Here is a 12350-nt window from a genome sequence, read left to right as displayed (position 1 = left end):
TGCACCATAAAAAAAGCCCGCATCGCAGCGGGCTTTTTTAATCCGGCGAACTCAGATCGCCTCTTCATCCTCTTCGCCCGTACGAATGCGCACCACACGCGCCACGTCAAAGACAAAGATTTTACCGTCACCGATTTTACCGGTCTGCGCAGTGCGCATGATGGTTTCAACACAGGTATCAACGATATCGTCGCCGACCACCATCTCAATTTTTACTTTCGGCAGAAAGTCGACCATATACTCTGCGCCACGATAGAGTTCGGTATGGCCTTTCTGGCGGCCGAACCCTTTCACTTCACTCACGGTCATGCCGGTGATGCCGACTTCAGCTAAGGCTTCACGTACATCATCGAGTTTGAATGGTTTGATAATCGCATCAATCTTTTTCATGTCAGACCCTTTTCTCTCTCCCTCCGTGGTCGGAAGGGTTTATCAAGTATAAATGTTGCTGGCGCGGCCGGGCAGCGAATATCCGCCATGCGGATCACGCTTTGCCCTGGCGGGATTGCGGCGCACGCTACTCTTTAAAATCGCTGGCGTCCAGTTCGTGACGAGACAGCAGCTTATAGAACTCAGTACGGTTGCGTCCAGCCAGACGCGCAGCATGGGTCACATTGCCTTTAGTCATCTGCAGTAACTTACGCAGATAGTTCAGCTCGAACTGATTGCGCGCCTCGACAAAGGTCGGCAACGCACTGTTTTCACCGCTCAGCGCCTGCGCCACCAGCGCATCACTGATCACCGGTGACGCGCTGAGCGCCACACACTGCTCAACCACGTTGACCAGCTGACGCACGTTACCCGGCCAGCTGGCGGCCATCAGGCGTTTCATCGCATCGACAGAAAAACTGCGGATTTGCGGTTTGTGCCGTTCCGCCGCCTGACGCAGCAGATGATTCGCCAGCAGCGGGATATCCTCCGTCCGCTGATGCAGCGCCGGAATTTTCAGGTTAACCACGTTGAGGCGATAGAACAGATCCTCGCGAAACTCTTTTTTCTCCATCGCCTTAGGCAGATCGCGGTGGGTGGCGGAAATGATACGCACGTCGATATCCATGTCGTGATCGCTGCCGACCGGCCGTACTTTGCGCTCCTGCAGTACCCGCAGCAGCTTAACCTGCAGCGCCTGTGGCATGTCGCCGATCTCATCAAGAAACAGCGTGCCGCCACCGGCCGCTTTGAACAGCCCATCACGGGCGCTCACCGCGCCGGTAAATGCCCCTTTGGCGTGACCAAACAGCTCAGACTCCAGCAGTTGTTCCGGCAGCGCTCCGCAGTTGATGGCGATAAACGGCTTGCCGTGACGTGGACTGGCGGCATGGATTGCCTGCGCCAGCATCTCTTTACCGGTACCGCTCTGCCCGTTAATCAGCACGCTGACGTCAGACTGCGCCACCATATGCGCCTGCTCCAGCAGCCGCAGCATCAACGGGCTGCGGGTAACAATCGCTTCGCGCCAGCGGTCATCGCTGATCGGCGCCTGCTGCGCCAGCGCTTCATCAATCGCTTTGTAGAGCGCATCACGATCCACCGGCTTGGTCAGAAAGCTGAACACGCCCTGTTGGGTGGCGGAGACCGCATCCGGAATCGAGCCGTGCGCGGTCAGGATAATCACCGGCAGCCCCATATGGCGTTTCTGGATTTCGCCAAACAGCGCCAGCCCGTCCATTTCATCCATCCGCAGATCGCTGATAACCAGCTCAATTTTTTCTTTCTGCAGCAGGCGCAACGCTTCCGGGCCGCTGGCGGCCGTGGTGACCTGGTAACCTTCGCTGCTGAGACGCATGCCCAATAGCTTCAGCAGGCTGGGATCGTCATCGACCAGCAGCAGTCGGGCGGCTTGTTTAACCATTATTGCTCCTCGTCCTGCGGCAGTGCAGTGCCGTGACTGCTGTCAGAGACATCCGGCGCTTTGCGGGATGATAGCTGGCGCTCAATGTCGGTCAATCGCTCCAGCTTACGCTGTGTATCACTCAGCTGCTGTTGCTGCCTGATCATCTGCTGCCGGAGTGTCTCCTGCTGGGCATCACTGCTTTGTTGCAGGTGCGCGTAACGGGTTCGCGCTTCGCTGAGGTCAAGTTGCGCCGCCTGATTGCTGCGCCACAGCTGAATAAGCGGACGAACCGGAGCAGGAAAATCACTGCTGTAGCTGTCCAGGGTGGCGACATACTGGCGCCGCTCGACCGGCGTGACGTTGCCGTTAGCCATTAACACGCCCTGCTTAAAGGCGCGTGACCAGCCGTCTGCCGGCCAGCGGTGCGCTTCAGCCCGGGCTTCGGCTGGCGACAACCGTTCTGCACAGTCGATGGTGCGCATCCAGTAGAGCGGATTAGCCAGCGCCGCGTGGTTTTCAATCTGCCACACATCACTGCAGCGGGTCGCCAGATAATCAGCTATTTTGACCTCCGGTTCCGTCACCGGATGGCCCGACGGCAGCGATGAGGTGGCCGGAGAGGCGGTACATCCGCTGAGCAGCAGCGTGGTCAGCGTGCTCAACAGCAAAGCGGGTAAATATTTCATCAGTCAGACATTCCCGGCTGTGGTGTTCAGTTCAATGCGAAAACAGACGCCGGTGCGATCGCTGGAGACCAGCGACAGGTCGCCCTGCATCCGGCGCAGACAATCTTTGGCAATACTCAGGCCCAGCCCGCTGCCTTTCACCGGCCCTTTACGCTGCTGGCTGCCCTGAAAGAACGGCTCGAATATCATCTTCTGCTCGTCCGGCGGAATCGGGGTGCCGCTGTTGGCAACCTCGATCCAGATCCGATCGCCCTGCTGCTGACTGCGCAGCCAGATGGTACCGGATTCGCTGCCGTAGTTCACGGCGTTCGAATAGAGGTTGTCGATCACCCGCATCAATAGCGTCGGCTCGGCCAGACAGCGGGTCGCGTTGAGATCCAGCACCGTCTGCATCAGTTTGGTCCGCGCCGAAAGCGCATGCGCGCTGACCACCCGTGCCACAATTTCATCCAGCCTGACCGTTTCCAGTTGGGTCGGGCCATCGGCCAGTTTACGGTTGTAATCCAGCAGTTGCTCAATCAACCGCTGCAGATGGCGGCTGCTGCTGTCCAGAATCGACACCACCTCTTTCTGCTCGCTATTAAGCGATCCGGCCACTTCATCCGCCAGCAGTTCGGTGCCTTCGCGCAGGCTGGCTAACGGCGTTTTCAATTCGTGGGAGAGATGACGCAGGAATTCATGACGCTGGGTTTCCAGCCAGGCCAGTCGCTCACTCAGCCAGAGGATACGCTGGCCGAGTGACCGCAGCTCACGCGGGCCGCGAAGCTCTACGCTGCTGCCCAGTTCGCGTCCTTCACCCAGCCGGTTGATCATCCGTTCAATGCGCTTAACCGGCCCGATGATCATGCCGGTGAAGAGCATCATTAACGCCAGGCTGATGATAAACAGAATCAGCGCCTGCCAGCCAAAGAACTGGCCGCGATCGGCAATCTCACGCTGTAGCTGTAAGCCACGTGAAAACACCACTTCGCGCGTATCCTGCACCATCCGGATATTAGTGGCCGAGAAGCGATCCAGCGCCTCGGCGGCGCGCGGCACCGGATTGCCATTGTCGCACTGCGGTTGGGTCAGCAGGGGCAGCGTGGCTTGCAGTGTCTGGAAAGCCGGCAGTTCCGGCAGGCTGGCGCTGTGGGCGCTCAGCATCTGGCTGTAACGAGTACGCTGCGTTTGATAGAGCCGCGCCAGCGAGGCATCATCCAGCACGCAGTACTGGCGATAGCTGCGCTCCAGTTCAACCGCGGTGCGGGCCATCGCCTCGCTGCGGCGCACGTCGGTGAAGGTGTTGCGGTTGGTATCCGCCGCCTGTTCGCTGAGGGCTGAAAGGCTTTCCCACGCCTGCCAGGCCAGCACCAGCAGCGGTAACAGCACCAGCACAAACGCCATCAGCACCAGCTGGCGCAGAGAACGGGGAAATAAACGCCATCTTTTCACGCGGCCGCTTCCTTAGAAAAATGCTGTCTGGATGCTAGCGGACTCTGATGCAGGAAGAAAGAGGCAGAAAAGAAAACGGCAGGCGCGCTGGCCTGCCGTTGACGCGACGCCAGCGGCATCGCGGAACAATGGGTGGAGCCTTACTCAACGTTACGTCCGGCGTTTGATAACGTTGCATAGCAAACGATTATCGATGAGGTGGACGGCAGGCTCCGTTTGGTGCGTCATTCGGGTTTTATGAGCTCTTTTCCGCAGTGCGGGGCAATCATAAACAGGTGAATGAGCAGCGCACGGAGTATAGCAAGTTTCATGCCAATTAATAAATAACTATATTTTTCAGTTAATTGTCAGATTCACCGGGCTAACGGCAGCGTTAGCGAACCGCAAAAGCCGGTAAAAGTGTCGCCTGAAAGCAACACTCAGCACGAGAGGAAAACTAGCTGATATAAATCAGCAGGATAAATGTCGCCAGACGGCGACACCGTTAAGCCACGGCTGTCGCCATTTGCCAACAGCCGCCTGAAAATAAAACAGGAGGCGCTGTGGCCTCCTGTTGTTATCAGCGGATTATTTAACCCAGCTGTTTACGTGCGTTGCGGAAAATACGCATCCACGGGCTGTCTTCGCCCCACTCTGCCGGATGCCAGGAGTGGCTGACGGTGCGGAACACCCGCTCCGGATGCGGCATCATGATGGTGACGCGGCCGCTTTCGTTGGTGACCGCAGTGATACCGTTTGGCGAGCCGTTCGGGTTAGCCGGATAGGTTTCTGTCACTTTGCCGAAGTTATCGATAAAGCGCAGCGCCACCAGTCCTTTCGCTTCCAGTGCGGCCAGATGAGCCGGGTCGCGCACTTCTACAAACCCTTCCCCATGGGAAACCGCGATAGGCATATGCGATCCGGCCATTCCGTCCAGTAACAGCGACGGGCTGGCTGCCACTTCGACCAGGCTGAAACGGGCTTCAAACCGCTCAGACTGGTTACGCACAAAGCGTGGCCACAGGTCACTGCCGGGAATCAGTTCACGCAGGTTGGACATCATCTGACAACCGTTACAGACGCCGAGCGCCAGCGTCTGCGGACGGTGGAAGAAGGTTTCAAACTCATCGCGTACCCGAGCGTTGAACAGGATTGATTTTGCCCAGCCTTCGCCCGCGCCCAGCACGTCGCCGTAAGAGAAGCCACCACAGGCAACCAGCGCCTGGAACTCTTCCAGACCGCGCCGTCCGGCCAGCAGGTCGCTCATGTGCACATCAACCGCGGTAAAGCCGGCCCGGTCAAAAGCCGCTGCCATTTCAACGTGCGAGTTGACGCCCTGCTCACGCAGCACCGCAACCCGTGGACGCGCGCCAGTGGCGATCATCGGGGCTGCGACATCTTCCTGCGGATTGAAGGTCAGCGTAACGTTGAGGCCCGGATCGCTGTCGTTCTTTTTCGCCTGGTGTTCCTGATCGGCGCAGGCCGGGTTATCACGCAGGCGCTGCATCTGCCAGGTGGTTTCTGCCCACCAGGTGCGCAGCGTAGTCCGGCTTTCGCTGTAAACCGCGCTGTCGCCCGAACGAATCACAAAGCGGTCGCCTGGCTGAGCATGACCCAGCAGATGACTACAGTCTGCCAGACCGTGCTCGGCCAGGATTTGCTCTACCGCCGCGCGATCGGCAGCGTTAATCTGAATCACCGCGCCCAGCTCTTCGGTAAATAAGGCGGCCAGTGGGTCATTGCCCAGCGCCGCGATATCAACTTCAACACCGCAGTGGCCGGCAAAGGCCATTTCTGCCAGCGTCACTAACAGGCCTCCGTCGGAACGATCGTGGTAGGCCAGCAGTTTCTGCTGCGCCACCAGCGCCTGCATCGCATTGAAGAAGCCCGCCAGCTGGCTGGCATCACGCACATCGGCTGGCTTGTCGCCCAGTTGACGATAAACCTGTGACAGCGCCGTAGCGCCGAGGGTATTGGCCCCGTTACCGAGGTCGATCAGCAGCAGCAGGTTTTCCCGATCGGGCTGCAGCTGCGGCGTGACGGTGCGACGCACATCTTCAACCCGCGCAAACGCGGTGATCACCAGCGACAGTGGCGACGTCATTTCACGCTGTTGGTTGCCTTCCTGCCAGCGGGTTTTCATCGACATCGAATCTTTACCGACCGGGATGGTGATGCCCAGCGCCGGACAAAGCTCTTCGCCGACCGCTTTTACCGCGGCGTACAGACCGGCGTCTTCGCCCGGATGACCGGCAGCCGACATCCAGTTAGCCGACAGTTTGACGCGTTTCAGTGAGCCGATAGAGGTGGCCGCGAGGTTAGTCAGCGCTTCACCCACCGCCAGACGGCCGGAGGCAGCGAAATCGAGCAGCGCAACCGGCGCACGTTCGCCCAGCGCAAAGGCTTCACCGTGATAGCTGTCGAGGCTGGCGGTGGTCACGGCGCAGTTGGCGACCGGGATCTGCCACGGCCCGACCATCTGGTCGCGCGCAACCATGCCGGTCACGCTGCGGTCACCAATGGTGATCAGGAAGGTTTTCTCCGCCACGGCGGGCAGATGCAGCACGCGATTGACCGCATCCACCAGGGTGATGCCATCACGCTGCAGTTCATTGCCCTGCGCCTGCTGCGTCACCACGTCACGCGTCATCTTCGGCGTTTTGCCCAGCAGCACGTCAAGCGGCATGTCGATCGGTTTATTGTCGAAATGGCTGTCGCTCAGGCTCAGATGCAGCTCTTCGGTGGCTTCACCGATTACCGCAAACGGTGCGCGCTCACGCTGGCAAATCGCTTCGAACTCTGCCAGCTTCTCGGGTGCCACCGCCATCACATAACGTTCCTGTGATTCGTTGCACCACACTTCCAGCGGACTCATGCCCGGCTCATCGTTGAGGATATCGCGCAGGTTAAACTGACCACCGCGGCCGCCATCGCTGACCAGCTCAGGCATCGCATTCGACAGACCGCCCGCGCCCACGTCATGAATGAACAGAATCGGGTTGTCATCGCCCAGCTGCCAGCAGCGATCGATCACTTCCTGGCAACGACGTTCCATTTCCGGGTTGTCACGCTGTACCGAGGCGAAGTCGAGATCGGCATCAGACTGGCCCGACGCCATTGAGGAGGCGGCACCGCCGCCCAGACCGATGTTCATCGCCGGACCGCCCAGCACCACCAGCTTAGCGCCGACGGTGATTTCACCTTTCTGCACGTGGTCAGCACGGATATTGCCAATGCCGCCCGCCAGCATGATCGGCTTGTGGTAGCCGCGCAGCTCGGTGCCATTGTGGCTGGTAACCTGCTCTTCATAGGTACGGAAGTAACCGTTCAGTGCCGGACGACCAAATTCATTGTTAAATGCCGCGCCGCCCAGTGGGCCATCGGTCATGATCTCCAGCGCGCTGACGATGCGGTCCGGCTTGCCGAAATCCTCTTCCCACGGCTGCTCGAAGCCAGGAATACGCAGGTTCGACACCGAGAACCCGACCAGGCCAGCTTTCGGCTTGGCGCCGCGTCCGGTTGCCCCTTCGTCACGGATTTCGCCACCGGAGCCGGTTGCCGCGCCAGGCCACGGTGAAATCGCCGTGGGGTGGTTGTGAGTCTCAACTTTCATCAGGATATGTGCCGCTTCCTGATGCCAGCGGTATTCGCTTTCTGCCGCATCAGCGAAGAAACGGCCGACATCGGACCCTTCCATCACAGCAGCGTTATCTTTGTAAGCAGACAGCACGTAATCCGGCGTCTGCTCCATGGTATTTTTGATCATCTTAAACAGCGATTTCGGCTGCTTCTCGCCATCAATAATCCAGTCGGCGTTGAAGATCTTGTGGCGACAGTGCTCAGAGTTAGCCTGAGCGAACATATAGAGTTCGATGTCGTTCGGATTGCGGCCCAGGCGGGTGAACGCCGCCAGCAGGTAATCAATTTCATCGTCTGCCAGCGCCAGACCCAGCGAGAGGTTAGCCTGGACCAGCGCCTGACGGCCCTCACCCAGCACATCGACACTTTTTACCGGCTGCGGTGAGTGGTGAGCGAACAGTTGCTCAGCTTGCGCCAGATCACTGTAGACCGTCTCCATCATGCGATCATGCAGCAGCGCGCCAAGCGATTGCCACTGCGCCTCGGTTAACTGAGGGGCCTGCACGTAAAATGCCAGACCGCGCTCCAGGCGACGGACCTGCGGCAGATCGCAGTTGTGAGCAATGTCGGTGGCTTTCGATGACCATGGCGAGATGGTGCCAGGACGCGGTGTCACCAGCAGCAGACGCCCTTGTGGCGCATGTTCAGCGAGAGAAGGACCATATTTCAGCAGACGCTGTAAACGGGTCTGTTGGTCGGCGCTCAGTGGCGCGCTGACATCGGCAAAATGGACGTACTCAGCGTAAATATCACTCACCGGCAGGTGAGCGTCCTGAAAGCGGGTCAGCAGTTTGTTTACACGAAATGCCGACAGGGCGGGCGAACCACGCAGAATTTCCATCATAAGATCTCTCGTCTTCGAAACGCCGGGCGACGCTTCATTGGGCGCAACAGGGGAAAACGGGGCGTATTATAGAGAAAGCGCCCTCGCGACGAAACCGTTTGCGCAAAATTTATGGCCCACCGGATTTGCCTGAAATTTGCGCAAAACCTGCTATATGAGTTGCTCAGCTTCGCTTTGTTGCGCAAAATGCCCCTCGCTCTGGGAGTTCAAAGAAGACAAATACTGCCTTTAAAAGACAGAGGCCTTAGAGCCAGCGAGAGATAACTATTTGAAACGCCTAAAATTTAATTATCTGTTTATCGGTCTGGTCGCCGTGCTGTTAGCGATGGCATTGTGGCCGTCCATCCCGTGGTACGGCGGTGGGCAGGATACGATTTCACAGATTAAATCACGGGGAGTATTGCGTGTCAGTACCATCAATTCCCCGCTGACTTACTACACCATAAATCAGGCCCCGGCCGGTATGGACTACGAGCTGGCAAAACGCTTCGCCGATTATCTGGGCGTTAAACTGAAGGTGACGGTCCGCCCGAACCTGAGTGACCTGTTTGACGATCTTGATGAAGGGAAAGCGGATGTGCTGGCGGCGGGCCTGAATTATAACAGCGAACGCCTGGCGCGGTATCGAACCGGGCCCGGCTACTACAACGTTTCGCAACAGCTGGTGTATCGCGTGGATAAGCCACGCCCGAAAAACCTCGGTGATCTCAAGGGGCGGCTGACGGTCGCCTCGGGATCGGCGTACCTCTCCAGCCTGAAAAGCGCCCGCTCTAATCAGTTCCCCGATCTGGACTGGGCGATCTCCACCGATCAAAGCCCGAAAGCGCTGCTGGAAGCAGTGGCGGATGGCAAACTCGACTATACCATCGGCGACTCGGTGACGATCGCCCTGCTGCAACGCATCTATCCGCAGCTGGCAGTGGCGTTTGACGTCACCGATGAAGAGCCGGTGACCTGGTACATGAAGCACAGCGACGATGACAGCCTGAATGCGGCGATGCTCGACTTCTTTAACGGCATGGGTGAAGAAGGCGCAATGGCGCGACTGGAGGAGAAATATCTCGGTCACGTAGGTACCTTTGACTATGTCGATACCCGCACTTTCCTGCGCGCCATCGACAGTACCCTGCCCGACATCAAGCCGCTGTTTGAGAAGTATGCCTCCGGCATCGACTGGCGCCTGCTGGCAGCCATCTCTTATCAGGAGTCGCACTGGAATCCGCAGGCCACCTCGCCGACCGGCGTGCGCGGCATGATGATGCTGACCCGCAATACCGCTGAGAGCCTCGATGTGGGCGACCGCACCGATCCTGAGCAGAGTATTCGCGGCGGCAGTCAGTATCTGCAGAATATGATGGAGAAAGTGCCGCAAACTATCCCGGAAGATGAGCGCATCTGGTTTGCACTGGCGGCCTACAACATGGGCTATGCCCACATGCTCGACGTGCGTAAACTGACGGCGCGTCAGGGCGGCAATCCGGATAGCTGGGCGGACGTTAAGCTGCGGCTACCCATGCTGAGCCAGAAGCGTTACTACACCCAGACCACCTATGGTTACGCGCGCGGGCACGAGGCATATAACTACGTGGAGAACATCCGTAAGTATCAGATCAGTCTGGTGGGGTATCTGCAGGAGCAGGAAAAACGCCTGGCACAGCAGATGGCTGCGCAAGCGGAACTGGCAAAAGGCTATCCGGCAGTTGAACCGAACATCGCCATGAATTAACTCTGGCGTTGCGCCTGACGCAGCGCTTTTTTCTGCTCGCGCCGCATGCGGAAGAAATCACTCAGCATGGCGGCACACTCTTCTGCCAGCACGCCGCTGTGCAATTCAATCTGATGATTCATGCCGGGATGCCCCAGCACATCCAGCAGCGAGCCTGCCGCCCCGGTTTTGACATCATGCGCACCATACACCAGCCGGGTAATGCGACTGTGGACCATCGCGCCCGCGCACATCACGCACGGCTCCAGCGTCACGTAAAGCGTGGTGTTCAGCAGCCGATAGTTTTCCAGTACCTTACCGCCCTGTCGCAGCGCCATCATTTCGGCGTGGGCGGTCGGATCGTGCTGACCAATCGGGCGATTCCAGCCTTCGCCAATCACCCGCTCATCCTGTACCAGCACCGCGCCGACCGGCACTTCGCCCTGCTCCCAGGCTAATCGCGCCAGGCCGAGGGCGTGGCGCATCCAGTATTCATCGCGTTGTTGATTCATGCAGGCCACTCCCGGCAACAGAAAAGCGGCGCATTATAGCGGTCTCGCGGTCGCGGGTGAAACTTATTCCAGCTGTTGCAGTTCGCCCGCCGGCGTGACACGCCAGCGATGCTGGCAGAAAAACAGCAGCGGGTTATCCTGCTTGCTGTCGCTGTACCCGCTGTAAAGCTGCAGCGGCGTGCCGATTTTCTCCTCCAGCTGCGCCACTTTTTCATGGCCGAGACAGCGCATCGCCAGCACCCGACCGCCCCAGCCGCGCTGCATCTGGCTGGCAATCATTTTCACCCGCGGCAGAAAAGCCGAGTCGTAATAGACCTGTTCGACCAGTGACTGTGGTGAGCCGGTAATCAGCCAGACATCGGCGTCATCGCTGCCGAGATAGTCAGTCAGGCGCTGTTGCACCACCGGGAACGCTTTCACCCGCAGGCGAAACCATTGCGCGAATTCAGCTTCTAGACGCAGCAAGGTTCGCTCTGAATGACCAAAGGTGATCGACCACAGCAACAGGCTCATCGGCCAGCGTGCCGCCCGGCCTTTGAACAGCAATCCGAGCCCCACCACCGGCAGCAACGGGACCACCAGCAGCAGATTCAGCGGCCGGCGTCGCAGCAGATAACGCATAAAGGTGCCAAACATATCCTGCTGATGCAGCGTGCCGTCCAGGTCGAAAAATACGATGCGACGTTGTGTACCCTTGGTCAAACAACTCTCCTTTTCGCTGATTTTGCGCCAATAGACTCTATTGTAGCCATCATCAGGCGGCACGGCGATGGCTGTCATTTTTAATTCCGATGACTACAATGCCAGATGAATAGTTTATTCTTCGCAAATTACTCCTGAATCATGAGGATTGGGCATGAGTTCATTGCTGCGCATTCGCCAGCTTTATCCCCGTCTGGCGCTAAACGAACGCCGGCTGGCTGATTTTCTGCTGTCACAACCCGATCGGGCCCGTCATCTGAGTTCGCAAAAGCTGGCGGAGGAGTCAGGCGTCAGTCAGTCGAGCGTGGTCAAGTTCGCCCAGAAGCTGGGCTATAAAGGGTTTCCGGCGCTGAAACTGGCCCTGAGTGAGTCACTGGCCGACAAGGATGCGATTACCGTGCATAACCATATTCTCAGCGATGACCCGCTCAAAATGGTGGGAGAAAAGTTGCTGGCTGAAAAGCTGTCGGCGATTCGCGCCACGCTGGATATCAACAGCGAAGAGAAGCTCAACGAGGTGTTGCAGCTGCTGAAGAATGCCCGGCGCATCCTGCTGGTGGGAATTGGTGCTTCCGGGCTGGTGGCAAAAGATTTTTCATGGAAGCTGATGAAAATCGGGATCAATGCGGTCGCCGAGCAGGATATGCACGCCCTGCTGGCCAGCGTACAGGCGATGGGGCCGGGCGATGTGCTGCTCGCTATCTCTTATACCGGTGAGCGGCGTGAGATCAATCTGGCCGCGCAGGAAGCCGCCCAGGTAGGTGCCGACGTGGTGGCCTTTACCGGCTTCACCCCGAATACCCTACAACAGAGCGCCAGCCAGTGTCTCTATACCGTAGCGGAAGAGCAAAGCACCCGCAGCGCAGCGATCTCCTCGACCACCGCCCAGCTGGCGCTGACTGACCTGCTGTTTATGGCGCTGGTGCAAAACGATCCGGAACGCGCCTCCAGCCATATCCGGCACAGCGAAGCGCTGGTGAAAAAGCTGGTCTGATCAGCCGGAGGGCGTATAATAGCC

The 12350-nt window shown here is 58.5% G+C and carries 9 protein-coding genes; 2 read left to right on the top strand and 7 right to left on the bottom strand.

Annotation, left to right across the window (positions count from 1 at the left end; translation table 11 throughout):
- Nucleotides 1-51: 51 nt before the first annotated feature.
- The 5 genes from glnB to purL form a co-directional block, all read right to left on the bottom strand.
- Nucleotides 52-390 (bottom strand): nitrogen regulatory protein P-II, encoded by a 339-nt coding sequence (gene glnB, locus ACLIBF_RS05730; protein ID WP_003848647.1) that lies wholly within the window; start codon nucleotides 388-390, stop codon nucleotides 52-54.
- A 127-nt stretch (nucleotides 391-517) separates the two neighbouring features.
- Entirely contained in the window at nucleotides 518-1852 is a 1335-nt protein-coding gene (gene glrR / locus ACLIBF_RS05725; protein ID WP_031376266.1) for a two-component system response regulator GlrR, read from the bottom strand.
- The gene (gene qseG / locus ACLIBF_RS05720) at nucleotides 1852-2520 is read right to left on the bottom strand and encodes a two-component system QseEF-associated lipoprotein QseG (protein WP_089561665.1); all 669 of its coding nucleotides are present in this window, start codon (nucleotides 2518-2520) and stop codon (nucleotides 1852-1854) included. Before qseG ends, glrR begins: the two co-directional genes overlap by 1 nt.
- Nucleotides 2521-2523: 3 nt before the next feature.
- Nucleotides 2524-3951: a sensor histidine kinase gene (locus ACLIBF_RS05715; protein ID WP_069728698.1), complete on the bottom strand. Its 1428-nt coding sequence runs from the start codon at nucleotides 3949-3951 to the stop codon at nucleotides 2524-2526.
- Nucleotides 3952-4522: 571 nt separating this feature from the next.
- Complete coding sequence (gene purL / locus ACLIBF_RS05710; RefSeq protein WP_279809784.1) at nucleotides 4523-8413, bottom strand: phosphoribosylformylglycinamidine synthase; 3891 nt, start codon at nucleotides 8411-8413, stop codon at nucleotides 4523-4525.
- 268 nt (nucleotides 8414-8681) lie between these two features.
- Here purL and mltF point away from each other — a divergent pair, with 268 nt between their 5' ends.
- Nucleotides 8682-10139 (top strand): membrane-bound lytic murein transglycosylase MltF, encoded by a 1458-nt coding sequence (mltF, locus tag ACLIBF_RS05705; protein WP_031376270.1) that lies wholly within the window; start codon nucleotides 8682-8684, stop codon nucleotides 10137-10139.
- Here the strand turns inward: mltF and tadA are convergent.
- On the bottom strand, nucleotides 10136-10630 hold the full coding sequence (gene tadA, locus ACLIBF_RS05700; RefSeq protein ID WP_031376271.1) for a tRNA adenosine(34) deaminase TadA: 495 nt from the start codon (nucleotides 10628-10630) through the stop codon (nucleotides 10136-10138). The two genes, mltF and tadA, sit on opposite strands and share 4 nt — an antisense overlap.
- Nucleotides 10631-10693: 63 nt before the next feature.
- Complete coding sequence (yfhb, locus tag ACLIBF_RS05695) at nucleotides 10694-11332, bottom strand: phosphatidylglycerophosphatase C (protein ID WP_031376272.1); 639 nt, start codon at nucleotides 11330-11332, stop codon at nucleotides 10694-10696.
- A gap of 154 nt (nucleotides 11333-11486) precedes the next feature.
- Between yfhb and ACLIBF_RS05690 the strand changes: the two genes are divergently transcribed.
- Nucleotides 11487-12326 carry a MurR/RpiR family transcriptional regulator gene (locus ACLIBF_RS05690; RefSeq protein WP_031376273.1) on the top strand — a complete coding sequence of 280 codons (840 nt, stop codon included), beginning with the start codon at nucleotides 11487-11489 and terminating at the stop codon, nucleotides 12324-12326.
- Nucleotides 12327-12350 lie beyond the last annotated feature (24 nt).

It is taken from the genome of Pantoea sp. PGP6 (genome assembly GCF_053474785.1).
Note: the sequence above shows the minus strand (reverse complement) of the source record. Positions and strands in the feature narration are given on the sequence as shown.